The 25,964-nt window shown below is 41.9% G+C and carries 27 protein-coding genes; 25 read left to right on the forward strand and 2 right to left on the reverse strand.

Annotated elements, in window-relative coordinates:
• Nucleotides 1-48: 48 nt before the first annotated feature.
• Entirely contained in the window at nucleotides 49-1,197 is a 1,149-nt protein-coding gene (gene recA / locus KIH88_RS01370) for a recombinase RecA (protein ID WP_001085447.1), read from the forward strand.
• Between the two features lie 118 nt (nucleotides 1,198-1,315).
• On the opposite strand, the gene KIH88_RS01375 is transcribed toward recA, so the two are convergent.
• Nucleotides 1,316-1,870, reverse strand: a complete 555-nt coding sequence (locus KIH88_RS01375; RefSeq protein ID WP_000060287.1) for a GNAT family N-acetyltransferase — start codon at nucleotides 1,868-1,870, stop codon at nucleotides 1,316-1,318.
• A gap of 109 nt (nucleotides 1,871-1,979) precedes the next feature.
• On the opposite strand from KIH88_RS01375, the gene KIH88_RS01380 reads away from it, so the two are divergent.
• Both KIH88_RS01380 and KIH88_RS01385 read left to right on the forward strand, forming a co-directional pair.
• A complete protein-coding gene (locus KIH88_RS01380; protein ID WP_212576477.1) occupies nucleotides 1,980-3,350 on the forward strand; it encodes an MATE family efflux transporter in 1,371 nt (456 codons plus the stop codon).
• A 96-nt stretch (nucleotides 3,351-3,446) separates the two neighbouring features.
• Nucleotides 3,447-4,163: a YebC/PmpR family DNA-binding transcriptional regulator gene (locus KIH88_RS01385; protein ID WP_000532898.1), complete on the forward strand. Its 717-nt coding sequence runs from the start codon at nucleotides 3,447-3,449 to the stop codon at nucleotides 4,161-4,163.
• A gap of 47 nt (nucleotides 4,164-4,210) precedes the next feature.
• On the opposite strand, the gene KIH88_RS01390 is transcribed toward KIH88_RS01385, so the two are convergent.
• Nucleotides 4,211-4,900 (reverse strand): CD20-like domain-containing protein, encoded by a 690-nt coding sequence (locus KIH88_RS01390; protein WP_084849961.1) that lies wholly within the window; start codon nucleotides 4,898-4,900, stop codon nucleotides 4,211-4,213.
• A 193-nt stretch (nucleotides 4,901-5,093) separates the two neighbouring features.
• Here KIH88_RS01390 and KIH88_RS01395 point away from each other — a divergent pair, with 193 nt between their 5' ends.
• From KIH88_RS01395 to ilvA, 22 genes are all read left to right on the forward strand, one after another.
• Entirely contained in the window at nucleotides 5,094-5,555 is a 462-nt protein-coding gene (locus KIH88_RS01395) for a MarR family winged helix-turn-helix transcriptional regulator (RefSeq protein WP_213988387.1), read from the forward strand.
• Nucleotides 5,539-7,308 (forward strand): ABC transporter ATP-binding protein, encoded by a 1,770-nt coding sequence (locus KIH88_RS01400; RefSeq protein ID WP_213988386.1) that lies wholly within the window; start codon nucleotides 5,539-5,541, stop codon nucleotides 7,306-7,308. Before KIH88_RS01395 ends, KIH88_RS01400 begins: the two co-directional genes overlap by 17 nt.
• The gene (locus KIH88_RS01405; protein WP_213988385.1) at nucleotides 7,298-9,058 is read left to right on the forward strand and encodes an ABC transporter ATP-binding protein; all 1,761 of its coding nucleotides are present in this window, start codon (nucleotides 7,298-7,300) and stop codon (nucleotides 9,056-9,058) included. The genes KIH88_RS01400 and KIH88_RS01405 overlap by 11 nt, the downstream gene beginning before the upstream one ends.
• Nucleotides 9,059-9,154: 96 nt before the next feature.
• Nucleotides 9,155-9,658 carry a phosphatase PAP2 family protein gene (locus KIH88_RS01410; protein ID WP_213988384.1) on the forward strand — a complete coding sequence of 168 codons (504 nt, stop codon included), beginning with the start codon at nucleotides 9,155-9,157 and terminating at the stop codon, nucleotides 9,656-9,658.
• Between the two features lie 113 nt (nucleotides 9,659-9,771).
• Entirely contained in the window at nucleotides 9,772-10,218 is a 447-nt protein-coding gene (locus KIH88_RS01415) for a LytTR family DNA-binding domain-containing protein (RefSeq protein WP_045617717.1), read from the forward strand.
• A gap of 5 nt (nucleotides 10,219-10,223) precedes the next feature.
• Entirely contained in the window at nucleotides 10,224-10,898 is a 675-nt protein-coding gene (locus KIH88_RS01420) for a LiaF transmembrane domain-containing protein (protein ID WP_045617716.1), read from the forward strand.
• A gap of 106 nt (nucleotides 10,899-11,004) precedes the next feature.
• Nucleotides 11,005-11,193: a 50S ribosomal protein L28 gene (gene rpmB, locus KIH88_RS01425; protein WP_001140948.1), complete on the forward strand. Its 189-nt coding sequence runs from the start codon at nucleotides 11,005-11,007 to the stop codon at nucleotides 11,191-11,193.
• Nucleotides 11,194-11,451: 258 nt separating this feature from the next.
• Nucleotides 11,452-11,817 (forward strand): Asp23/Gls24 family envelope stress response protein, encoded by a 366-nt coding sequence (locus tag KIH88_RS01430; RefSeq protein WP_000216435.1) that lies wholly within the window; start codon nucleotides 11,452-11,454, stop codon nucleotides 11,815-11,817.
• Between the two features lie 2 nt (nucleotides 11,818-11,819).
• Nucleotides 11,820-13,487, forward strand: coding sequence for a DAK2 domain-containing protein (locus KIH88_RS01435; protein ID WP_084849956.1), 1,668 nt, complete (start codon nucleotides 11,820-11,822; stop codon nucleotides 13,485-13,487).
• Between the two features lie 123 nt (nucleotides 13,488-13,610).
• Nucleotides 13,611-13,817, forward strand: a complete 207-nt coding sequence (locus KIH88_RS01440; protein ID WP_213988383.1) for a hypothetical protein — start codon at nucleotides 13,611-13,613, stop codon at nucleotides 13,815-13,817.
• Nucleotides 13,814-14,008 carry a hypothetical protein gene (locus tag KIH88_RS01445; RefSeq protein WP_033605886.1) on the forward strand — a complete coding sequence of 65 codons (195 nt, stop codon included), beginning with the start codon at nucleotides 13,814-13,816 and terminating at the stop codon, nucleotides 14,006-14,008. The genes KIH88_RS01440 and KIH88_RS01445 overlap by 4 nt, the downstream gene beginning before the upstream one ends.
• Nucleotides 13,995-14,870: an ABC transporter ATP-binding protein gene (locus KIH88_RS01450; protein ID WP_213988382.1), complete on the forward strand. Its 876-nt coding sequence runs from the start codon at nucleotides 13,995-13,997 to the stop codon at nucleotides 14,868-14,870. Before KIH88_RS01445 ends, KIH88_RS01450 begins: the two co-directional genes overlap by 14 nt.
• A gap of 12 nt (nucleotides 14,871-14,882) precedes the next feature.
• Nucleotides 14,883-15,617, forward strand: a complete 735-nt coding sequence (locus KIH88_RS01455) for an ABC transporter permease (RefSeq protein ID WP_213988381.1) — start codon at nucleotides 14,883-14,885, stop codon at nucleotides 15,615-15,617.
• Between the two features lie 4 nt (nucleotides 15,618-15,621).
• On the forward strand, nucleotides 15,622-16,719 hold the full coding sequence (locus KIH88_RS01460; protein ID WP_000890234.1) for a sensor histidine kinase: 1,098 nt from the start codon (nucleotides 15,622-15,624) through the stop codon (nucleotides 16,717-16,719).
• A 1-nt stretch (nucleotide 16,720) separates the two neighbouring features.
• Nucleotides 16,721-17,320: a response regulator transcription factor gene (locus KIH88_RS01465; protein ID WP_071851620.1), complete on the forward strand. Its 600-nt coding sequence runs from the start codon at nucleotides 16,721-16,723 to the stop codon at nucleotides 17,318-17,320.
• A gap of 318 nt (nucleotides 17,321-17,638) precedes the next feature.
• On the forward strand, nucleotides 17,639-18,052 hold the full coding sequence (gene rpsL, locus KIH88_RS01470) for a 30S ribosomal protein S12 (protein ID WP_001142332.1): 414 nt from the start codon (nucleotides 17,639-17,641) through the stop codon (nucleotides 18,050-18,052).
• A 19-nt stretch (nucleotides 18,053-18,071) separates the two neighbouring features.
• A complete protein-coding gene (gene rpsG, locus KIH88_RS01475; RefSeq protein ID WP_000087873.1) occupies nucleotides 18,072-18,542 on the forward strand; it encodes a 30S ribosomal protein S7 in 471 nt (156 codons plus the stop codon).
• Nucleotides 18,543-18,933: 391 nt separating this feature from the next.
• Nucleotides 18,934-21,015, forward strand: coding sequence for an elongation factor G (gene fusA / locus KIH88_RS01480; protein WP_213988380.1), 2,082 nt, complete (start codon nucleotides 18,934-18,936; stop codon nucleotides 21,013-21,015).
• 330 nt (nucleotides 21,016-21,345) lie between these two features.
• Nucleotides 21,346-23,046 carry an acetolactate synthase large subunit gene (locus KIH88_RS01485; RefSeq protein ID WP_213988379.1) on the forward strand — a complete coding sequence of 567 codons (1,701 nt, stop codon included), beginning with the start codon at nucleotides 21,346-21,348 and terminating at the stop codon, nucleotides 23,044-23,046.
• On the forward strand, nucleotides 23,039-23,515 hold the full coding sequence (gene ilvN / locus KIH88_RS01490; protein WP_001253806.1) for an acetolactate synthase small subunit: 477 nt from the start codon (nucleotides 23,039-23,041) through the stop codon (nucleotides 23,513-23,515). Before KIH88_RS01485 ends, ilvN begins: the two co-directional genes overlap by 8 nt.
• Before the next feature lie 90 nt (nucleotides 23,516-23,605).
• Nucleotides 23,606-24,628, forward strand: coding sequence for a ketol-acid reductoisomerase (gene ilvC, locus KIH88_RS01495; protein ID WP_213988378.1), 1,023 nt, complete (start codon nucleotides 23,606-23,608; stop codon nucleotides 24,626-24,628).
• 79 nt (nucleotides 24,629-24,707) lie between these two features.
• A complete protein-coding gene (gene ilvA / locus KIH88_RS01500) occupies nucleotides 24,708-25,958 on the forward strand; it encodes a threonine ammonia-lyase IlvA (protein ID WP_000947302.1) in 1,251 nt (416 codons plus the stop codon).
• Nucleotides 25,959-25,964 lie beyond the last annotated feature (6 nt).

Here is a 25,964-nt window from a genome sequence, read left to right on the forward strand (position 1 = left end):
ATATAATAGTAGATAGGTCTAAGGACCAGTAGAATATAGGAGAACAGAATGGCGAAAAAACCCAAAAAATTAGATGAGATTTCAAAAAAGTTTGGAGCGGATCGTGAAAAAGCCTTGAACGATGCTCTTAAACTGATTGAAAAAGACTTCGGTAAAGGCTCAATCATGCGTTTAGGTGAACGCGCAGAACAAAAAGTGCAAGTGATGAGTTCAGGCTCATTGGCTCTTGACATTGCCCTTGGTTCAGGTGGTTATCCTAAAGGACGTATCATCGAAATCTATGGACCAGAGTCTTCTGGTAAGACAACGGTTGCCCTTCACGCTGTTGCGCAAGCACAGAAAGAAGGTGGTATTGCAGCCTTTATCGATGCGGAACATGCGCTTGACCCAGCCTATGCTGCAGCCCTTGGTGTGAACATTGACGAATTGCTCTTGTCACAACCAGACTCAGGAGAGCAAGGTCTTGAAATTGCTGGAAAATTGATTGACTCAGGTGCAGTTGACCTTGTCGTTATCGACTCAGTTGCGGCCCTTGTACCTCGTGCAGAAATTGATGGAGATATTGGAGACAGCCACGTTGGTTTGCAAGCTCGTATGATGAGCCAGGCCATGCGTAAACTTGGTGCTTCTATCAATAAAACCAAAACAATTGCCATCTTTATCAACCAGTTGCGTGAAAAAGTTGGGGTTATGTTTGGAAATCCAGAAACAACACCTGGTGGACGTGCTCTGAAATTCTACGCTTCAGTCCGTTTGGATGTTCGTGGAAGCACACAAATCAAAGGAACTGGTGACCAAAAAGATACCAATGTCGGTAAGGAAACCAAGATCAAGGTCGTGAAAAATAAGGTAGCTCCACCGTTTAAGGAAGCCTTCGTTGAAATCATGTACGGAGAAGGGATTTCTAAGACTGGTGAGCTCTTGAAGATTGCAAGTGATCTCGATATCATCCAAAAAGCAGGAGCATGGTACTCTTACAAGGGTGAAAAAATCGGACAAGGATCTGAAAATGCTAAGAAATACTTGGCGGATCACCCAGAGATTTTTGATGAGATCGACCATCAGGTTCGTGTTCAATACGGTTTGATTGAAGATGAAGAAGGAACCACTTCTACTTCTGTCGCTGAAGATTTGGCACCTAACCAAGAAGTGACGCTTGACCTAGGCGATGGACTTGAAATCGAAATTGAAGATTAAAGATAAAACTAGGGAAAGCTTTCAAAATCATAAAAACGCATAATATCAGGTATTTAGAACCTTGATATTATGCGTTTTATTGTGAGAAAGTTCGTTAGACTTCTCTTCCTTGAAACAACTAATGATCACTAAAGCGCCTGTATTTGATGTGAAAGTCAAAATAATGTTCATCTTGTAATTTTTGGAAGATGTCGCGATAGGCTTCCTCGTCGAAATGGTCACCGCGGTAGAGAATTTCAAAACTCAATCCATCATACTCTAGAAAAGCGTTAGCTGTTTTGAAGCCATTTTGTTGATAGAAGCTCATACGAGCTTTTCTTTGTTCCAAGTTATCGCATTCTTCATCCAATCGCTCTACTTCAAGCAACATGGTTCGCTGATAAAAATCAGTTAGTTTGTCGATAATTTCCTTCCCATATCCGTGACTTCTTAAGTGAGGCATGATGGCAAAAAAGCTAATATAGAAAGCCTTTTGGTTGGAGATGGCAAAAGCAAAGCCAACAAATTCTTCTTCGTTATAAAAAGCAAAAAAGTGGGCGTCATCTCGGTCCTGATAGCGCAAAAACTCAGAAAGAGGGACCCGTTCTTCCTCGGGGAAAGCTTCGTTATTTAGCTTTTCAACTTTATCAAGATCTGGAAACACATCGGTTATTAATTGACTGGTCAAACTCATAAATGACCTCCTTTTCTTGATTATAGCAAATTGTCTCTCTGGAAGCAATTGATTTCAGGATTCGTTAAAGAATCTTGTCGGTCCTCTGGAAAGCTGATATAATATCTTTATGAATAAAAAACGAACAGTGGACCTGATTCATGGCTCCATTCTCCCCTCACTTTTGAGTTTTGCCCTTCCAATTCTGTTGTCCAATATCTTCCAACAGCTGTATAATACAGCTGACGTCTTGATTGTAGGGCGGTTCCTTGGACAAGAATCCCTAGCAGCAGTAGGAGCAACGACGGCTATTTTTGATCTGATTATCGGCTTTGCCCTCGGAGTTGGAAATGGGATGGGAGTTGTCATCGCTCGTCTCTACGGTGCTCGTAATTTTGCTAAGATTAAAGAAGCTGTTGCAGCAACTTGGATTCTGGGTGCCATCCTGAGTGCTCTTGTCATGCTGATGGGTTTCTTCGGTCTTTATCCACTCTTGCAGTACCTAGAAACACCTGTAGAAATCCTTCCTCAATCCTACGAGTACATCTCCATGATTGTTACCTGTGTAGGGGTTAGTTTTGCTTACAATCTTTTTGCAGGCTTACTGCGCTCGATTGGTGATAGCCTTGCGGCTCTTGCTTTTCTTATCTTCTCAGCTATCGTTAATGTGATCTTGGATTTGTATTTTATTACGCAACTGCATCTGGGAGTTCAGTCTGCGGGTCTTGCGACTATTATCTCGCAAGGTCTGTCAGCTATTCTCTGTTATTTTTATATTCGTAAGAGTGTTCCAGAGCTTCTTCCGGGTCTCAAACATTTCAAATGGAATAAGTCTCTCTATGTTGATCTCTTGGAGCAGGGGCTAGCCATGGGTCTGATGGGGTCAATCGTCTCTATCGGAAGTGTCATTTTGCAATCCTCTGTCAATAGTTTTGGTGCAGTCATTATCAGTGCTCAAACGGCAGCGCGCAGAATCATGGCCTTTGCCTTGCTGCCAATGACGGCTATTTCAGCATCGATGACGACTTTTATCTCTCAAAACTTTGGGGCGAAACGTCCCGAACGTATTGTCCAAGGCCTTCGTTTAGGGAGCTATTTGAGTATGTCTTGGGCAGCCTTTGCCTGTATTTTCCTATTTTTTGCCAGTCCTAGCCTAGTCTCTTTCTTGGCGAGTTCGACAGACAGCTATTTGGTAGAAAACGGGACCTTGTACTTACGTATCAGTTCGGTATTCTATCCATTTTTAAGCCTTTTATTGATTTATAGAAATAGTTTGCAGGGACTAGGCCAAAAACTTTTGCCACTTATATCTAGCTTTATAGAATTGTTTGGGAAAATTATTTTCGTAGCTTGGATTATTCCTTGGACAGGCTATACAGGTGTTATTCTCTGTGAACCGCTACTCTGGGTTGTGATGACTGTCCAACTTTACTTCTCCCTTTCCCGACACCCTTGGATAAAAGAAGGCAAGAAAATCGTGGCAGTCGGAGGCAAAGCCTAGCTTGCTTTGCAAAAGAAAATCCATTTCCTCTAGTGAAAATCAGCTAGACTTGTGTTATAATAAGAAAGATTAAAATGTGAAAAAAGGAGATTCCTAATGGGACGTAAATGGGCCAATATCGTAGCCAAGAAAACGGCTAAAGATGGAGCTAACTCTAAAGTATATGCAAAATTTGGTGTAGAAATCTATGTAGCAGCTAAAAAAGGGGAACCAGATCCAGAATCAAATACTGCTTTGAAATTCGTTATCGATCGTGCTAAACAAGCGCAAGTGCCAAAACACGTTATTGATAAGGCTATCGATAAGGCAAAAGGAAACACAGACGAAACCTTTACAGAAGGACGTTACGAAGGATTTGGACCAAATGGTTCTATGCTGATTGTGGATACCTTGACTTCAAACGTCAACCGTACAGCTGCGAACGTTCGTGCTGCTTTTGGTAAAAATGGCGGTAACATGGGAGCTTCAGGTTCTGTTTCTTACCTCTTTGACAACAAGGGTGTGATCGTATTTGCTGGTGATGATGCGGATGCTATCTTTGAGCTTTTGCTTGAAGCAGACATTGATGTGGATGATGTAGAAGCAGAAGAAGGAACAATCACTGTTTACACAGCTCCAACTGACCTTCACAAGGCCATCGTTGCTTTGCGTGAGTCTGGTATCGAAGAATTCCAAGTAACTGAACTGGAAATGATTCCTCAATCAGAAGTTGAGTTGTCAGGTGAAGACCTTGAAACCTTTGAAAAACTTTACAGCGTTCTTGAAGATGATGAGGACGTCCAAAAGATCTACACAAACGTAGATGGATTCTAATAAAAAAGCGAACAGACTTGCTAGCTGTTCGCTTTTTATATTTGAGATTAGATTCTGGAACCAGAATCTCTTTGCTGTTGGCTTTCTCCTAGGCCCAAAGCCATTTTATGAATTAGTAAGAGCTGTCCATTGTCCTGTTTTGCAAAAGTTAAGGTAACAGTCTTGATATTGTCACCAATAGAGATATAGGTGATTTTTCTCGTATCATATCCCCCAATAGTGGAGTCAAACTCGGAGTCTGGTAGTCCGTGTTTTTTGATAATATCCTTGTAATTGGTACCACCTTTTCCTTTGTTATCAAGGTCACCTTCGATTAAAGCGTCGAACTGTTCTTGGGTCCAAGTGAAGGTATCGTCTTCTTCCTCCTCTTCAGGGAGTGAATCAATGGTATCATCTGTCAAGTCGCGTTCCATTGAGGAGCTAGCTTCTCTATAGGAACGGTTAAACTCTCTGACAAATTCTTTGTAGACATTAGCATACAACATCTGGGTCGTAAGGAAGAGTATAATAGAAGCAATTGACAAGGATGTTCCGATAATGGCCATTGTTTTCCGTTTTTTGAGATTGGCAATAAGTCCGATAATACCTAAGATCAACGCGACAATAGCGATGAAAAACGATAGATAGTTAATAAACGGGATCCAAGATCCTAAAAGTGCGATGGCTCCAAAAATGGTTGCTAAAATCCCTAAAACTTTTTGTTCTTCTGGTTTCATTTGAACGTTTTCTCCCTTCATCAAGTGAATGGATTCCTATCCACGGTAGCTAGTGCTTATTATAGAGAAAATATTCTCCAATGTCAATTCAGACTAAAATAGTTCTCTAGGAAACTTTTTTCTTGACATCTCTTCTGAAAGTGATAAAATAGTTCTCATGGAAACGTAATTAGTTCTCCAGAGAACTATATAAAATCATGAGAAGGGAGCAATCATGGACAAATCGTTGTTGATGTTTAAACGTTTTGGATACCAGGCTCATCTGATGATACAGAAAGAAGCCAAGCGATGTGGCCTTGAATTTATGGGTGGACCGCAGGGGCAGGTTCTGCGTTTTTTAGATTGCCAAGAACAGTCTGAAAATCTGGTCTTAATTAAGGATATCGAGCAGGAACTCAATATTACTAAATCTGTTGCGAGTAATCTAGTCAAGCGCATGGTACAAAATGGTTTGGTTGAACTAGAGGCCAGCCCGAGTGATAAGCGGGCAAAGTTTGTTCGCTTGACGGATAAATCGCGTTCGCAGATGCAAGAAGTTAAGGCCTTTTTTGATCGGATCAATCAGAGTCTGCTAGAGGGTGTTTCAAAGTCAGACTTGGCAATCTTTGAAAAGGTCCTCTGTCAGTTGCAAGAAAATGTTGAGAAGATAGGAGGAGAGAATGAAGAAACTCGCTAAACGTATTACAGGAAAAGAGTGGGGGATGATTGTCCTTGCGATTCTTTTCACTTGTTTCTCGGTCTATCTAGAGTTAGAGGTGCCGACTTATATTTCGCAAATTACAGAATTACTGGGAACTTCTGGAACGCAGTTGGGTGAACTCTGGTCACCAGCTGCGAAGATGATTGGTTTGTCTTTATTGGCTTTCTTTTCATCTGTTATGGTGGGTTTCTTTGCTGCTCGTGTTGCAGCATCCTATACAACCCATCTACGTAGAGACGTATTTCATCGCGTTTTAGATTTTTCGCAGACAGAAATCAAGCGCTTTTCAATCCCAAGTCTTTTGACTCGGACGACCAATGATATTACCCAGGTACAGATGCTCTTTACCATGGGCTTGCAGGTGGTTACTCGTGGGCCAATTATGGCTATCTGGGCCATTGGAAAAATCCTTGGGAAATCGGAATACTGGCTCTGGGCGGTCGTTGTGGCTGTTATTGTGAATGTCTTGATGACCACCGTTCTTATGACTCTGGCCTTTCCAAAACAATCGGTCATCCAAAAATTGACAGATAAACTCAATAGTATCACTCGTGAAAGTTTGACTGGGATTCGAGTTGTTCGTGCATACAATGCCGAGGATTACCAAGATAAGAAATTTGAGGAAGCTAATACTGAAGTCACCCGTCTCAATCTCTTTGTCACCCGTTTGATGGCGATTATAAATCCTATTATGATGGCGATTTCGAGTGGCTTGAGTCTAGCTATCTACTGGATTGGAGCCTATATCATCAATGACGCAAATTTGACAGACCGTCTACCACTCTTTAGTGATATGGTGGTCTTCATGTCTTATGCCATGCAGGTCGTGATGGGCTTCCTTCTCATGGGAGCACTCTTCATCGTTCTTCCTCGTACCTTGGTTTCGGCAGGACGTATCAATCAAGTATTGGATTTGCATTCTTCTATTGAAAATCCTAGTCAAGCACAGACAGCGGACCCTTCAGTTCAAGGGCAAGTGGAATTTCGTGATGTGACTTTCCGCTACTCTAAAAACTCTGAAGCAGTCGTGGAACATGTCACTTTCAAAGCAGAAGCGGGTCAAACCGTGGCCTTCATCGGATCGACTGGATCAGGTAAGTCCACCCTAGTCAACCTCTTGCCACGTTTTTACGACGTTTCAGATGGAGAAATCCTAGTGGACGGAGTTAATGTGCAAGATTATGACTTGGAAGATTTGCGCAATAAGGTCGGCTATATTCCACAAAAAGCTGTGCTCTTCTCTGGAGATGTCAAGGGGAACTTAGACTTTGGTAAGAGCAAAGAAACTCCTCTAAGCGAAGCTGCTATGTGGCAAGCTCTGGAATTAGCCCAGTCTAAAAACTTTATCGAGGATAAGGAAGCAGGTCTGGCCTCTGAAGTAGCCCAAGGCGGAACCAACTTCTCAGGAGGTCAAAGACAGCGTTTGGCCATTGCGCGTGCCTTGGCTCGTAAGCCAGAGATTCTTATCTTTGATGACTCTTTCTCAGCCTTGGACTACAAGACAGACCGGATCTTGCGCCAAGAGCTAGCAGAGAAAACAAAATCTATGACCAAGCTCATCGTAGCACAGCGGATTTCTACCATCATGGATGCCGACCTGATCTTAGTATTGGATCAAGGTAAAGTCGTGGGGCAAGGCACCCACAAGGAACTTCTAGCTACCAATGAAGTCTACCAAGAAATTGCCTACTCACAACTATCGAAGGAGGAATTGGAACATGGAAAATAAGAAAATGTCTTTTTGGAAATATTATAAACCTTTTCTAGCAGGTCTCCAACTTCCCCTACTAGTAGCGGTTGTAGCAGCTGTATGTTCAAGCATCATCACGGTTTATGGACCGACTAAGATAAAAGAAATCACCAACTTAATCTCAGATGGTTTGATGACGGGAATTGACCTAGAGGCTGTTTCAAGTATTGCTAGCTTTTTAGTGATTCTCTATGTACTTGGTGCTATCCTTAACTATACACAGGCCTATATCTTTTCAACAAGTATCCAACATTTTTCAAAACGCTTGCGGACGGCAATTGCTGAAAAAATCAATCGTTTGCCCCTTGGCTATTTTGATCGTCATTCTCAAGGAGATACCCTTTCGCGCGTGACCAATGACGTTGATACGGCCGCTCAATCTCTCAATCAAAGTTTGGGAACAGTACTCTCAGCTAGCTTCTTGTTGATTGCTGTTTTGGTGACCATGTTTAGCATGAACTGGATTTTAGCTCTGGTAACGGTTGTTTCTACGCTTGTTGGTTTTGCGGCAGTTTCCGTAATTATGGCTAAGTCACAAGGGTACTTTAGAGCTCAGCAAAACAACTTGGCGGCTGTCAATGGTTATGTAGAAGAAATGTATTCGGGACACAATGTTGTAACGAGCTACAACGCAGTAGACACCTCTAAAGCGAAATTTGCAGGTTTGAATCAGAACTTGCACGACAGCATCTGGAAATCTCAGTTTATCTCTGGTATCATGATGCCAGCCATGTTCTTTGTTGGGAATTTTAGCTATGTTTTGGTCATCATCGTTGGGGCCGCGCTTGCTCTAAAAGGGCATATCACTATCGGGGTTATTGTAGCCTTTATGGTCTATGTTCGTACCTTCTCACAACCCTTATCACAAATTGCTCAAGGGATTACCAGCTTGCAACAAGCCAGTGCAGCCATGGGACGTGTCTTTGAATTTCTAGGTGAAGCTGAGATGCAGGATGAATCCCATAAGGAAAGACAATTGACTGGCATGAGGGGAGAAGTGGTCTTTGATCGCGTATCCTTTGGCTATACACCAGAACGCACCATCATCCATGACTTTTCTGCGACAGCTCATGCAGGCCAAAAGGTCGCTATCGTTGGGCCAACTGGAGCTGGTAAGACAACCATTGTCAATCTTTTGATGAAGTTCTATGAGATTGATAAGGGAGGTATCCGTATCGATGGAGTCGATACCAAGAATATGAAGCGCTCAGAAGTACATGATGCCTTTTCAATGGTCTTACAAGATACTTGGCTCTTTGAAGGAACCATTCGGGAAAATCTCATCTACAATCAGACAGGTATCAGCGATGAGCGGATGATGGAAGCCAGCAAGGCTGTGGGAATTCACCACTTTATCATGACTTTGCCAGATGGCTACGATACTGTTTTGGATGACACTGTGACCTTGTCTGTTGGACAGAAACAGCTTTTGACTATCGCTCGTGCTTTGTTGAAAGATGCACCGCTCTTGATTTTGGATGAAGCGACATCCTCAGTTGACACACGTACAGAGGAATTGATTCAGAAAGCCATGGACCGTTTGATGGAAGGCAGAACTTCCTTTGTCATCGCCCATCGCTTGTCAACTATTCGTAATGCTGATTTGATTCTTGTTATGAAAGATGGTAATATTATTGAGCAAGGCAATCACGAGGAGCTGATGGCCCAAGGTGGCTTCTATGCGGATCTCTACAATAGCCAATTTACAGAAGATGATGCAGAAGAATAAATCAAAAGAAGGCTTGACGGCCTTCTTTTTCTGCACTATACTAGAAGACAAGCGCCTCACTTCTAGGCCAAAATAAAGTGTTAATGAGAAGAATACATGAAAAATTATCAAGAATGGTATAGAAACGTTAGCTCCAAACTAACTAGCCATCCAACCCTTTTATTTCTATTACGCAGTTTCAATCGCTTGATGACAGTCTCCATGCCCCTGGCATACCTAACCTTGCTAGTCACGACTTACCTGCAGCTAGGACTGGGTCAGCAAGTTGGGGTTTATGTGCTCATCCCTGCAACAGGCTTTGTGATCTTGTCCCTTTTTCGTAAGAAAATCAATCACCCGCGACCTTATGAAACTTGGGACATCGCACCCTTACTTGACAAGGATAGTTCGGGACAGTCGATGCCCAGTCGCCATGTCTTTTCGGCAACTATCATCTCCATGGCCTGTCTGCATGCTAGTCTACTTGTTGGTTTAGTATGTTTGCTCTTTTCAGCTTTGCTGAGCTTGGTGAGGGTTTTAGGTGGTGTGCATTATCCAAAGGATGTCTTGGTTGGCTATGCTTGTGGTCTGGTGTGGGGATTCCTTTTTTTCCTATTCTGATATGTAAGTTAAGCTAGTCCTACAACCACTTACTGCTTTAAATTGACCACTTGCTTTTTTGCCCTTGTATTCCTAACTTAGCTTTGATATAGTAGAGTCAGAAAGGAGATGTGATGAAGTTACGAATTGAGATTGACGGCAATTTAGAAGAAACTGAAATTGTCATCAAGGCCCCTGATTTGACAGATGAAATTGCGGACTTGCAACGGCTCTTACAAGAGTCAACAACTCCGAGGTTAACTTTTTACAAGGGAACAGGTGAATATTATCTAGACCTGTCAGAAATTCTCTTCTTTGAAACCGACGGTAGCAAAATCTACGCCCACACTCAGAAAGAAGCCTATGAAGTCCGTCTCAAACTCTATGAGTTGGAGACCATCTTGCCTCGCTATTTTAGCCGAGTGTCCAAGTCAACTATCGCAAACATCCGTCAGATTTACTCAGTGGACAAGTCCTTTTCAGGAACGGGCACCATTTCCTTTTATCAGACGCACAAGGAGGTTCATGTGTCACGACATTACCAGTCCCTCCTAAAAGAAAATCTAAGAAACATGAGGTAAAAGACATGAAAAAGAAAGCATTTGGTATTATTTTATTGGTTTTAGCAGCCTGGATCTTGCTGCAAGGAAATTTTGGCATTCCTTCTTTGGATGGTAAGATATGGCCTTTGCTAGGAATTGTTTTTTTTGCTTATAAGTCCATTGAGTCCATCCTTAGACGCCATCTAACTTCGGCAGTTTTTACAGGTTTACTGGCGCTCATCATTGCAAATTACGCTTATGAGTTGTTGCCAGTTACAAATCATTCTCTCATCTGGGCTAGCATCTTAGTAGTACTCGGTGTTGGTTATCTGACACATTCAAGTAAGTTCTGGCATGAGAAAAAATGGTGGTACAACGGTGAACGAACAGTCATCACAGATAAGGAAGTCACTTTTGGCAGTGGAACTTTCTATAAACAAGATCAAGATATTGTAGACGACCAAGTGGAAGTCGCTTTTGGGGACGCTAAAATCTACTATGACAATGCAGAGATGTTAGGTGATTTTGCGACTTTAAATATTGAAGTGGCCTTCGGAAATGCAACAGTCTATGTCCCACAACACTGGCGAGTCGATCTGAAAGTAGAAACATCCTTTGGTGCAGCTAAGGCAGATGCTCCTGTAGCACCAACAAACAAAACCTTGATTATTCGTGGGGAAGTTGCTTTTGGTAAACTTGGAGTTGTTTACGTTAAATAAAAAAAGTCTTCGAATTTCCTTGCCAAAATAGAGAAAGTGTGATAACATAGTACGGTATGTGGTGCTAGCACATCCGCTATATTAGATCTAATAGGAGGAAAACACAATGGCTAAAGTATGTTACTTTACAGGTCGTAAGACTGTATCTGGAAACAACCGTTCACACGCGATGAACCAAACAAAACGTGCCGTAAAACCAAACCTTCAAAAAGTTACTGTTCTTATCGATGGTAAACCTAAAAAAGTTTGGGCTTCAGCTCGTGCTTTGAAATCAGGTAAAGTTGAACGCGTTTAATAAAAATAAAAAGACCGCTTAGGTCTTTTTCTTTTGCTCTATAGATAAAATCATTTGAAAAATAGAGTAATACTCTTCGAAAATCAAATTCAAACTATGTCAGCTTCGCCTTGCCGTACTCAAGTACTGTCTGTGGCTAGCTTCCTAGTTTGCTTTTTGATTTTCATTGAGTATAAATATCCGCCGATACAGCATTCTGCTTTTACACTTGGGTTGAAATATGATAAAATAGAGTATCAACTAGTTGAGGTAAAAAAAATGACTGTAAAAATTAATACAAAAGATGGTCAAATCGAACTGACAGATGAAGTGATTGCAACCGTAGTAGGTGGTGCCGCAACTGAGATTTTTGGTGTGGTCGGTATGGCTAGTAAAAATGCCCTCAAAGATAATTTCCAAGCCCTCCTTGGTAAGGAAAATTATTCTAAGGGTGTTGTCGTGAAGGCAGCCGAAGATGGTAGCATCGCAGTTGATGTTTATACCGTGTTGAGCTACGGAATAAAGATAAGCGAAGTGTCAAAAAACATTCAAGAGCGTGTTCGTTTTAGTCTAGAAAATCAACTAGGAATTACTGCTCAGACTGTGAATGTCTACATTCAAAATATCAAAGTTGTAGGAGAATAATCGTGTCAAAAATTACTACCAGTTTATTCCAAGAGATGGTGCAGGCTGCATCAACTCGTTTGAATAAGCAAGCAGAATATGTCAATTCATTGAACGTCTTTCCAGTTCCAGATGGAGATACTGGGACAAACATGGGAATGACCATTGAAAATGGTGCGAAAGAAGTAGCAGACAAGCCTGCTTCTACAGTTGGAGAAGTAGCGAGCATTCTTGCTAAAGGTCTCTTGATGGGTGCGCGTGGGAACTCAGGGGTTATCACTTCTCAGCTCTTCCGTGGCTTCTCTCAGGCTATCAAGGAAAAAGATGAATTAACAGGTCAAGACTTGGCTCTTGCCTTCCAATCCGGTGTCGAAGTAGCTTATAAAGCGGTTATGAAACCAGTTGAAGGGACCATTTTGACTGTTTCTCGTGGAGCGGCTATTGGGGCTAAGAAAAAAGCCGAGGAGACAGATGATGCTGTTGAGGTCATGCGTGCAGCCTTGGAAGGTGCAAAAGCAGCTTTGGCTAAGACACCAGAAATGCTTCCAGTCCTTAAGGAAGTTGGTGTGGTAGACTCAGGTGGTCAAGGTTTGGTCTTCATCTACGAAGGATTCCTTTCAGCTCTTACTGGTGAATACAGTGCTTCTGAAGACTTTGTAGCGACTCCTGCTAACATGAGTGAAATGATCAATGCAGAGCACCATAAGTCTGTGGCTGGACATGTTGCAACTGAGGATATTACCTTTGGTTACTGTACAGAGATTATGGTAGCTCTCAAACAAGGTCCAACTTATTCTAAGGACTTTGACTACGATGAATTCCGTAACTACTTGAATGAACTCGGTGACTCGCTCCTTGTTGTCAATGATGATGAAATCGTCAAAGTTCACGTCCATACAGAAGATCCAGGTCTTGTCATGCAAGAAGGTCTCAAATATGGTAGCTTGATCAAAGTAAAAGTGGACAACATGCGTAATCAACACGAAGCGCAAGTTGAAAAAGAAGCAACTCAAGGCAACAAGCCTGTTGAAACAAAAGAGTATGCCCTTATCGCAGTAGTAGCTGGTCAAGGTTTAGCAGATATCTTCCGTGCCCAAGGTGTGGATTATGTCATCGAAGGTGGTCAGACAATGAACCCTTCAACAGAAGACTTTATCAAGGCTGTTGAACAGGTCAATGCTCGCAACATTATCTTCTTGCCAAACAACAAAAATATCTTTATGGCAGCTCAATCTGCGGCTGAAGTGCTTGAACAACCTGCTGTTGTGGTAGAAGCACGCACAATTCCTCAAGGGTTGACCAGTCTTCTTGCCTTTGATCCAAGCAAATCAATCGAAGAAAACAAAGAACGTATGACTGCAGCCCTTGGTGATGTTATCAGCGGTAGTGTAACAACAGCCGTTCGTGATACAACGATTGATGGCTTAGAGATTCATGAAAATGACAATCTTGGTATGGTCGATGGGAAAATCCTTGTGTCAAATCCTGACATGCACCAAACCTTGACAGAAACATTGAAACATATGTTGAACGAAGATAGTGAAATCGTGACTTTCTATGTCGGTGAAGACGGAAGCGAAGAACTTGCCAATGAAATTGCCCAAGAAATCGCAGAAGAATTTGAAGATGTTGAAGTAGAGATTCACCAAGGTCAACAACCTGTATATCCATATCTTTTCAGTGTGGAATAAAATTTAATAGATAAAAAAGAAAGTTGATTTTACAGCTTTCTTTTTTTATGACATTTGTCATATTTCCTAGTGACAGAAGCATCTAGCTCCGCTAACTTCAAAAGACTATAATTGAAGTATGAAATGGAGAAAGAAGAAATGAAAAATAAAATGATTGTCGCAGTGAGTTTAGTAGCAGCAGGAGTTATGACCTATCTCATGTTTTCAGGATTGGACGAGGGTTTCTATCATTTTCCTTGGGAGCTATTTGCTGGCTTTGGAATGATGTCTTGGCTTGTTAGAGAAGGTTTAAAATTAGTCTCAGATGTGAAAAAGGAGTTTGAGGAATGAAAAAGGCAATCATCTATCTCTTTATCGGCCTGTCACTCTTAGTATGGTTAGTGGAAATGTTTACTGGTTGGTTTGACCAAACCTTGCTTCGCCAATTCATTCGTGGTGCTTGGGGTTTTGGATTTATGATTTTCATTGTTTTCCCTATGGGAATGAAGTGGTTGAAAGGAGAATCTCATGACTGTGATTAAGGTTGAGAAATTGAGTAAGAAAATAAAAGACAAGGAAATCCTGCGGAACATCTCTTTTGAAATCAACGATGGTGAATGTGTCGCCTTGATTGGGCCTAACGGAGCAGGAAAAACAACCTTGATTGATTGCCTCTTGGGTGACAAGTTCATGAGCTCAGGTCGGGTCGCCATTCAAGGCTTTGCACCAACAGATCCTCGATTAAAGCAGCTTATTTCTGTCTTGCCTCAAGAAAATGCAGTCGTTCAAAGCTTGAAAGTGAAAGAACTTTTATCATTTTTTAAGTCACTTTATCCTGACAGTCTTTCAGACAAAGAAATTGATGACTTGCTGAGATTCTCAGACAAGCAGAAAAATCAGCTAGCGGGCAAGTTGTCTGGTGGGCAAAAACGTTTGTTCTCTTTCGTGTTGGCTTTAATAGGTCGTCCGAAAATTCTATTCTTAGATGAACCAACTGCTGCCATGGATACCTCAACACGTCAGCATTTTTGGGAGATTGTCGATCGGTTGAAGCAAAATGGTGTGACCATTGTCTATTCTTCTCACTATATCGAAGAGGTAGAGCATACGGCTGATCGCATCTTGGTCCTTCACAAGGGTCAATTGATTCGTGACACGACGCCTTATGCCATGCGTGGTGAAGAACAAGAAAAACACTTTACGGTGCCTCTAACCTATCAGGATTTTGTTAGTACCTTGACTATGGTTCAAGAGCTTGAAATCAAGCAAAATGCTCTTTCCTTCACCACCAAAGAAGCCAGTCAGGTATGGAAAGCCTTGCAAGAACAAGGTTGCACGATCGAAGAAATTGAAGTTCGCAATCGAACTCTCTTAGACAGTATCTTCGAAACGACTCAAGACTAAAGGAGATTGACGATGAAAAATATGACAAGTCTCATGAAAATGGAAATCATTCTGATGAAACGGCAGGCAGTCTACTACTTGCTATCCATCGGACTCCCAAGCGTGTTTTACCTTATATTTTCTGGTATGATGTCAGGGTCAGACATTCCAGAAATCGCTCTTCAAGCCTATCTCTTTGCCATGACGGTCTTTAGTATCATGTCAAGCGCCTTTTTCAGTATTCCTAGCACACTCGAATCTGACAAGACAAACAACTGGCAAAAATTGATTCAACATTCTCCGGTTTCTATGGTAGAATACTATGTATCAAAACTGTTCAGTACTCTGCTTACTTTCTTGTTATCAATTACAGTTGTCTTTTCAGTTGGTCATTTTGTCCGCGGAGTGACGCTACCTTGGCTTGACTGGTTGGTAATTGGTGCTATTTTGCTGGTCGGAAGTGTGGTCTTTATCAGTATGGGTGTCTTGGTGAGCTTGCTTCCCAGTGCTCAACTGATGACGGTTGTTGGAAATATTGCCTATATTGCTTTGGCTGTCCTAGGTGGACTCTGGTTCCCCTTGGATTCCTTCCCAGAATGGCTCCAATCTATTGGAAAGCTGACTCCAACCTATCAACTGATGCAGGTTGTCTCGACTTATTTGGAGCATCACGAGTTTAACATTCTTGCTGCCTTGGTTGTACTAGGTTATACAGTTTTCTTTGGTGTATTGGTCATTCAACTGAAAAAACGGATTGAGGTAAAATAAATCTATGTTGGAAAAATTTAAAAACATTCATTATATGTTTCATATTTCAATTGTGTTTATCATCTTTCCTATAGCGGGTGTCATCGTTGGAGATTACCCGCTTTTAACCTTGCTATGGACCCTACTATTTGTACTTGCCTTCTATTCGGTTTTAATCAGTCAGAATCGCACCGTGCAGTGGCTAGCATGGTGGTCCATGCTTGTCTACATTTTTTATACATCTGTTTGGCTAAGTTCAGGTTTCACATGGTTTATCTTTTATTTATCCAATCTCCTTATTTATGAGCTGGATGAGATTTCTTTTCACTCTTGGCGTTTTGTCAGTTTTATTGTCCTGCAACCATTTATTCTGACCGGAATCTATATGGTCAATCATGTTAGTCCCTGGCAGCTACTCTTTTTCTTGGTGACCTTTATCTTTTCCGATGCAATGACCTTTGGTCTTTATCGAATTCGATTGTCGGAGGACATAAAAGAAGAAAAGATGAAACAAAATGCCAAGCTCAATCTTTTCTTGGCTGAAAACGAACGCAGTCGTATCGGTCAGGATCTTCATGACAGTCTAGGCCATACCTTTGCCATGTTGAGTGTGAAGACGGACCTTGCCCTACAACTTCTTCAAATGCAGGCCTATCCACAGGTGGAAAAGGAATTAAGAGAAATACAGCAAATTAGCAAAGAATCAATGCGTGAAGTTCGTACAATTATCGAAAATCTTAAAACAAGAACCCTTGCTTCCGAATTTGCGACTGTTAAAAAAATGCTGGAAATTGCAGGAATTGAGACAGAAATCAATCACCAACTAGATACAGCTAGCCTAACTCAGGAATTAGAATCAACGGCCTCCATGATTTTACTTGAGTTAGTGACCAATATCATCAAACATGCCAAAGCATCCAAAGCTTACTTGAAATTAGAACGAACAGAGAAAGAACTCATTCTAACAGTGAGAGATGATGGCTGTGGCTTTGCTTCTCTAAAAGGGGATGAACTCCATACTGCTCGAGACCGTGTCCTTCCTTTTTCAGGAGAAGTAAAGGTGATCAGTCAGAAACATCCGACTGAAGTGCAGGTTCGGCTACCTTATAAGGAGAGAAACTAAGATGAAATTACTTGTTGCAGAAGATCAAAGTATGTTGCGAGATGCTATGTGCCAGTTGCTTGCCTTTCAACCAGATGTAGATTCTGTCCTACAAGCCAAGGATGGCCAAGAAGCAATCCAACTTTTAGAAAAAGAGTCTGTCGATATCGCCATTCTTGACGTAGAAATGCCTGTTAAGACAGGCCTCGAAGTCTTGGAGTGGATACGAGCAGAAAAGCTAGAAACAAAGGTGGTTGTGGTGACAACCTTCAAGCGCCCTGGCTATTTTGAACGCGCGATTAAGGCTGGAGTGGATGCCTATGTCTTGAAAGAAAGAAGCATTGCAGACCTCATGCAAACCTTGCACACTGTTCTCGAAGGACGCAAGGAATATTCGCCTGAATTGATGGAAGTGGTGATGACGCACCCCAATCCGTTGACAGAACAAGAGATTGCTGTCTTAAAGGGAATCGCTCAGGGCTTATCCAACCAAGAAATTGCAGACCAACTCTATCTATCAAACGGAACCGTCCGAAACTATGTCACCAATATTTTTTCCAAGTTAGATGCAGGCAATCGAACAGAGGCAGCCAACATCGCAAAAGAATCTGGTTGGCTTTGATAAGAAGGGTTAAAAAATTCCGAAATGACAACTTGAATCAAAGGAAAACCATACTAGAAAGGAGGAGGCAAATTGTCTCCTTTTCTGGTTTAGAAAAGCGGTGAAAGCTAGTGTCAAAGAGTTAAAAGATCAGAATAAAAATGAAAAATATCTTGACAATGAAGGAAAAATTGTGTTACAATAATAGACGGTACTTTTTACTTTTGGTCTCTCAAAAGTGTACAGGGACGTGCTGACAAATGTTGCAAAAGTACACACAGATGGTAGCTGTCACCAAGTGTATCATCACCAAAAATAAAAAAACACAGGAGAATGTAGATGCCTACAATTAACCAATTGGTTCGCAAACCGCGTAAATCAAAAGTAGAAAAATCTAAATCACCAGCTTTGAACGTTGGTTACAACAGTCACAAAAAAGTTCAAACAAACGTTTCTTCACCACAAAAACGTGGTGTTGCAACTCGTGTGGGAACAATGACACCTAAAAAACCTAACTCTGCCCTTCGTAAATTCGCTCGTGTACGTTTGAGCAACCTTATCGAAGTTACTGCCTACATCCCAGGTATCGGACACAACTTGCAAGAGCACAGCGTGGTGCTTCTTCGTGGTGGACGTGTAAAAGACCTTCCAGGGGTACGTTACCATATCGTCCGTGGTGCACTTGATACTGCAGGTGTTAACGATCGTAAACAAGGCCGTTCTAAATACGGTACTAAACGTCCAAAAGCATAAGGAAAGGGGATAAAGAGAAATGAGTCGTAAAAATAGAGCTCCAAAGCGTGACGTATTGCCAGATCCGCTTTACAATTCACAACTAGTTACTCGTCTTATCAACCGCGTTATGCTTGATGGTAAACGTGGTACAGCTGCTTCAATCGTTTACGGTGCTTTTGAGCAAATCAAAGAAGCTACTGGAAACGATGCACTTGAAGTATTTGAAACAGCTATGGAAAACATCATGCCTGTACTTGAAGTACGTGCACGTCGTGTTGGTGGATCTAACTACCAAGTCCCAGTTGAAGTTCGTCCAGAACGTCGTACAACACTTGGACTTCGTTGGTTGGTAACAATCGCTCGCCTTCGTGGTGAACACACAATGCAAGACCGTCTTGCAAAAGAAATCTTGGACGCTGCGAACAACACTGGTGCAGCTGTTAAGAAACGTGAAGACACTCACCGTATGGCTGAAGCTAACCGTGCCTTCGCACACTTCCGTTGGTAAGATAGGATACGAAAGCGTTAAGAAAGTCCCAGAGAAAATAGGGAATCAAAGCGGGTTGCGATTGCAACCAATGAGATTTATCTTTTTCTCCAGACTTTTAGCTTGAGTTCAACTAAATCATGATGCTAGGAACGGTAAGGATGCAAGGTGAAAATAGTAAACTGACGCAGTATTCGACGAATACAAGGAAGTTTATCTTTTTCACACAGCATCCCGTTCCGGCTCAAATCGGCTAGCTAACTTTAGCCCGAGTTCAATTCAACTTGTCTACAAGTTGAAACCAACAAAAACAAGATAAACATTGAGAACGGGTAGGTCCTGCCTATCCGTTTTTATTAAAATCGTGTTATAATAGAATAGAAATCAAAAATAAATAGGAGAAACAAACCTCATGGCACGCGAATTTTCACTTGAAAAAACTCGTAATATCGGTATCATGGCTCACGTCGATGCCGGTAAAACAACAACTACTGAGCGTATTCTTTACTACACTGGTAAAATCCACAAAATCGGTGAAACTCACGAAGGTGCGTCACAAATGGACTGGATGGAGCAAGAGCAAGAACGTGGTATCACTATCACTTCTGCTGCGACAACAGCTCAATGGAACAACCACCGTGTAAACATCATCGACACACCAGGACACGTGGACTTCACAATCGAAGTACAACGTTCTCTTCGTGTATTGGATGGTGCGGTTACTGTTCTTGACTCACAATCAGGTGTTGAGCCTCAAACTGAAACAGTTTGGCGTCAAGCAACTGAGTACGGAGTTCCACGTATCGTATTTGCCAACAAAATGGACAAAATCGGTGCTGACTTCCTTTACTCAGTAAGCACACTTCATGACCGTCTTCAAGCAAATGCACATCCAATCCAATTGCCAATCGGTGCTGAAGATGATTTCCGTGGTATCATCGACTTGATCAAGATGAAAGCTGAAATCTATACAAACGACCTTGGTACAGATATCCTTGAAGAGGATATTCCAGATGAATATCTTGAACAAGCACAAGAATACCGTGAAAAATTGATCGAAGCAGTTGCTGAAACTGATGAAGATTTGATGATGAAATACCTCGAAGGTGAAGAAATCACTAACGAAGAATTGAAAGCGGGTATCCGTAAAGCTACTATCAATGTTGAATTCTTCCCAGTATTGTGTGGTTCTGCCTTCAAAAACAAAGGTGTTCAATTGATGCTTGATGCGGTTATCGACTACCTTCCAAGCCCACTTGACATCCCAGCAATCAAAGGTGTTAACCCAGATACAGATGAAGAAGAAACTCGTCCAGCATCTGATGAAGAGCCATTTGCAGCTCTTGCCTTCAAGATCATGACAGACCCATTCGTAGGTCGTTTGACATTCTTCCGTGTTTACTCAGGTGTTCTTCAATCAGGTTCATACGTATTGAATACTTCTAAAGGTAAACGTGAACGTATCGGACGTATCCTTCAAATGCACGCTAACAGCCGTAAAGAAATCGACACTGTTTACTCAGGTGATATCGCTGCTGCCGTTGGTTTGAAAGATACGACAACTGGTGACTCATTGACTGATGAAAAAGCTAAAATCATCCTTGAATCAATCGACGTTCCAGAACCAGTTATCCAATTGATGGTTGAGCCAAAATCTAAAGCAGACCAAGACAAGATGGGTATCGCTCTTCAAAAATTGGCTGAAGAAGATCCAACATTCCGCGTTGAAACAAACGTTGAAACTGGTGAAACAGTTATCTCTGGTATGGGTGAGCTTCACCTTGATGTCCTTGTTGACCGTATGCGTCGTGAGTTCAAAGTTGAAGCGAACGTAGGTGCTCCTCAAGTATCTTACCGTGAAACATTCCGCGCTTCTACTCAAGCACGTGGATTCTTCAAACGTCAGTCTGGTGGTAAAGGTCAATTTGGTGATGTATGGATTGAATTTACTCCAAACGAAGAAGGTAAAGGATTCGAATTCGAAAACGCAATCGTCGGTGGTGTGGTTCCTCGTGAATTTATCCCAGCGGTTGAAAAAGGACTTGTAGAAGCAATGGCTAACGGTGTCCTTGCAGGTTATCCAATTGTTGACGTTAAAGCTAAACTTTACGATGGTTCATACCACGATGTCGACTCATCTGAAACTGCCTTCAAGATTGCTGCATCTCTTGCACTTAAAGAAGCTGCTAAGACTGCACAACCAGCTATCCTTGAACCAATGATGCTTGTAACCATCACTGTTCCAGAAGAAAACCTTGGTGATGTTATGGGTCACGTAACTGCTCGTCGTGGACGTGTAGATGGTATGGAAGCACACGGTAACAGCCAAATCGTTCGTGCTTACGTTCCACTTGCTGAAATGTTTGGTTACGCAACAGTTCTTCGTTCAGCATCTCAAGGACGTGGTACTTTCATGATGGTATTCGACCACTACGAAGATGTACCTAAGTCAGTACAAGAAGAAATCATTAAGAAAAACAAAGGTGAAGAATAATCTGTCTTCGCAATAGAAGGAAGTCACTTAGTGGCTTCCTTTTTTATTACCTTTATTGCACGCATATTTGCTGAATATATTATGGAAATTTAGAAATTAAATGAAAATCTTGCCAACTTCCATCCCATGTACGAAGAAATTAGACTGATTTAATAAATGAAAGCAAGGAAAAGTTCCTTATTTTGATGATATGTTAATAAAAATGATAAAAAAGTTCATAAATACACTTTTAGATAGAAAATTCAGAAAATTGCTTCTTTTGTCTTGAAAATTTTTGAAAAAATGGTATGATAGTAACAAGCTATTTTTAAGAGAAGAGAAAGGGGAACAATGGAGAAAATCAGTTTAGAATCTCCTAAGACGGGGTCGGATCTAGTTTTGGAAACACTTCGTGATTTAGGAATTGATACCATATTTGGCTATCCTGGTGGTGCAGTCTTACCTTTGTATGATGCGATATACAATTTTAAAGGCATTCGTCACATTTTAGGACGCCATGAGCAAGGTTGTTTGCACGAAGCTGAAGGATATGCCAAATCAACTGGAAAGTTGGGTGTTGCTGTCGTCACGAGTGGACCGGGAGCTACAAATGCCATTACAGGGATTGCAGATGCCATGAGCGATAGCGTTCCCCTTTTGGTCTTTACGGGTCAGGTGGCGCGAGCAGGGATTGGGAAAGATGCCTTTCAGGAGGCGGACATCGTGGGAATTACCATGCCAATCACTAAGTACAATTACCAAGTTCGTGAGACGGCAGATATTCCTCGCATCATTACAGAAGCTGTTCATATCGCAACGACAGGTCGTCCAGGGCCTGTCGTGATTGACCTACCAAAAGACGTATCTGCCTTAGAGACAGATTTCATCTATTCACCCGAAGTGAATTTGCCAAGCTATCAGCCGACTCTGGAGCCAAATGACATGCAAATCAAGAAAATCTTGAAGCAATTGTCAAAAGCCAAGAAACCTGTTTTATTAGCAGGTGGTGGAGTTAGTTATGCAGAAGCAGCTACAGAACTCAATGAGTTTGCAGAACGCTACCAAATTCCAGTCGTGACCAGTCTTTTAGGACAAGGTACGATTGCAACGAATCATCCGCTCTTTCTTGGAGTGGGAGGTATGCACGGGTCTTTCGCAGCTAATATTGCCATGACGGAAGCCGACTTTATGATTAGTATTGGTTGCCGTTTCGATGACCGCTTGACTGGAAATCCTAAGACCTTTGCGAAGAATGCTAAGGTTGCCCACATTGATATTGACCCAGCTGAGATTGGCAAGATTATCAGAGCAGATATTCCTGTGGTGGGCGATGCTAAGAAAGCCTTGCAGATGCTTCTGGCAGAACCAACTGTTCATAACAATACTGAGAAATGGATTGAAAAAGTCACCAAGGACAAGAATCGAGTTCGTTCTTATGATAAGAAAGAACGTGTGGTTCAACCGCAGGCCGTTATTGAACGCATCGGTGAGTTGACGAATGGAGATGCCATTGTTGTAACTGACGTTGGTCAACATCAAATGTGGACGGCTCAGTATTATCCTTACCAAAATGAGCGCCAGTTAGTCACTTCAGGTGGTTTGGGTACCATGGGATTCGGAGTTCCTGCAGCTATCGGAGCTAAGATTGCCAATCCGGAAAAAGAAGTTATCCTTTTTGTCGGTGATGGTGGTTTCCAAATGACCAACCAAGAGCTAGCAATCCTAAACATCTACAAGGTACCGATTAAGGTTGTCATGTTGAATAACCACTCCCTAGGAATGGTTCGTCAGTGGCAGGAATCCTTCTATGAGGGTAGAACTTCCGAGTCGGTCTTTGATACACTTCCTGACTTCCAGCTGATGGCACAGGCTTACGGCATCAAAAACTATAAATTTGATAATCCGGAGACGCTAGAGAAGGATCTAGAAGTCATTCTGGAGGATGTGCCCATGTTTATCGAGGTGGATATTTCTCGTAAGGAACAGGTTTTACCGATGGTACCAGCTGGTAAGAGCAATCATGAGATGTTGGGGGTGAAGTTCCATGCGTAGAATGTTAACAGCAAAACTACAAAATCGTTCAGGAGTCCTCAATCGTTTTACAGGTGTCCTTTCACGTCGCCAAGTCAATATTGAGAGTATCTCAGTTGGTGCGACAGAGAATCCTGATGTATCACGAATTACCATCATTATCGATGTAGCTTCACACGATGAAGTAGAGCAAATCATTAAACAGCTGAATCGTCAGATTGATGTGATTCGCATTCGAGATATCACAGATAAACCACACTTGGAAAGAGAAGTTATCTTGGTAAAAGTATCTGCTCCTGCTGAAAAGCGTGCAGAAATCTTGGCCATTATCCAACCTTTCCGTGCAACGGTAGTAGATGTGGCTCCAAGCTCCATCACTATTCAGATGACTGGAAATGCTGAAAAGAGTGAAGCTTTATTGCGAGTGATTCGACCATATGGTATCAAAAATATCGCTCGTACGGGTGCAACTGGATTTACCCGCGACTAATACTCTTTGATTTTTATTGAGTATAAAATCCAGCATAAATTTGTTAAACCAGCCTAAAAGGCAATAAATAATAGAAAAGAGAGAAAAACTATGGCAGTTCAAATGGAATACGAAAAAGATGTTAAAGTAGCAGCGCTTGACGGTAAAAAAATCGCCGTAATCGGTTATGGTTCACAAGGACATGCGCATGCGCAAAACTTGCGTGATTCAGGTCGTGATGTCATCATCGGTGTGCGCCCAGGTAAATCTTTTGACAAAGCAAAAGAAGATGGTTTTGACACTTACACAGTAGCAGAAGCAACTAAATTGGCTGACGTTATCATGATCTTGGCACCAGATGAAATCCAACAAGAATTGTACGAAGCAGAAATCGCTCCAAACTTGGAAGCAGGAAATGCAGTTGGATTTGCCCATGGTTTCAACATCCACTTTGAATTTATCAAAGTTCCTGCAGATGTAGATGTCTTCATGTGTGCTCCTAAAGGACCAGGACACTTGGTACGTCGTACTTACGAAAAAGGTTTTGGTGTTCCAGCTCTTTATGCAGTATACCAAGACGCTACAGGAAATGCGAAAAATATTGCTATGGACTGGTGTAAAGGTGTTGGAGCAGCTCGTGTTGGTTTGCTTGAAACAACTTACAAAGAAGAAACTGAAGAAGATTTGTTTGGTGAACAAGCTGTACTTTGTGGTGGTTTGACTGCCCTTATCGAAGCAGGTTTTGAAGTCTTGACAGAAGCAGGATACGCCCCAGAATTGGCTTACTTTGAAGTTCTTCATGAAATGAAATTGATCGTTGACTTGATCTATGAAGGTGGATTCAAGAAAATGCGTCAATCAATTTCTAACACTGCTGAATACGGTGACTATGTATCAGGTCCACGTGTGATTACTGAGCAAGTCAAAGAAAATATGAAAGCTGTTTTGGCAGATATCCAAAATGGTAAATTTGCAAATGACTTTGTAAATGACTACAAGGCTGGACGTCCAAAATTGACTGCTTACCGTGAACAAGCAGCTAACCTTGAAATTGAAAAAGTTGGTGCTGAATTGCGTAAAGCAATGCCTTTCGTTGGTAAAAACGACGACGACGCATTCAAAATCTACAACTAATTCTTGTGAAGAAAAACAGAAGGCGAGTTGGGGGTACCTAACTCGCTTTTTATCTTAAAAAGTATTTGAGGAGGAGACAATGCTAAGTGCAAAAGACGTGGTGAAAGCCCACAAAGTATTGAGTGGTGTAGTAGTCAATACTCCGCTTGATTATGATCATTATTTATCGGAGAAGTATGGTGCTAAGATTTATTTGAAGAAGGAGAATGCCCAGCGTGTTCGTTCCTTTAAGATTCGCGGAGCCTATTATGCCATCTCTCAACTATCAAAAGAAGAACGTGAGCGTGGTGTAGTCTGTGCCTCTGCAGGAAATCACGCCCAAGGTGTCGCCTATACTTGTAATGAGATGAAAATTCCTGCAACCATCTTTATGCCCATCACAACACCGCAACAAAAGATTGGACAGGTCCGCTTTTTTGGTGGTGATTTTGTGACAATTAAGTTAGTTGGGGATACCTTTGATGCTTCTGCTAAGGCAGCACAAGAATTTACAGTTTCTGAAAACCGCACCTTCATTGATCCTTTTGATGATGCGCATGTTCAGGCTGGTCAAGGGACTGTCGCTTATGAGATTCTTGAAGAAGCCCGTAAAGAGTCTATTGATTTTGATACAGTACTTGTACCAGTAGGCGGTGGTGGATTGATTGCCGGTGTTTCAACTTACATCAAGGAAACCAACCCGACTATTGAAGTGATTGGGGTAGAAGCCAATGGAGCCCGCTCTATGAAAGCTGCCTTTGAGGCTGGGGGACCAGTTAAACTCAAAGAAATTGATAAGTTTGCTGATGGGATAGCTGTACAGAAGGTTGGACAGTTGACCTATGAAGCGACCCGAAAGAATGTTGAAACGCTGATTGGGGTGGACGAGGGATTGATTTCTGAAACCTTGATTGATCTTTATTCCAAACAAGGTATTGTAGCAGAACCAGCCGGAGCTGCCAGCGTTGCAGCCTTGGAAGTTTTATCAGACTATATCAAAGGCAAGACGATTTGTTGTATTATTTCTGGAGGAAATAACGATATCAACCGCATGCCAGAGATGGAAGAACGTGCCTTGATTTACGATGGAATCAAGCATTACTTTGTAGTGAATTTCCCACAGCGTCCAGGAGCTCTCCGAGAGTTTGTAAATGACATTTTGGGGCCAAATGATGACATCACTCGTTTTGAATATATCAAACGAGCAAGCAAGGGGACAGGCCCTGTATTGATTGGGGTAGCCCTTGCCAATAAGCATGACTATGCTGGATTGATTCATCGTATGGAAAAGTTTGACCCGTCTTATATTAATTTGAATGGAAACGAAACATTGTATAACATGTTAGTTTAAACTAAA

The sequence above is a fragment of the Streptococcus oralis genome, assembly GCF_018448765.2.
Lineage (GTDB): Bacteria > Bacillota > Bacilli > Lactobacillales > Streptococcaceae > Streptococcus > Streptococcus oralis_BM.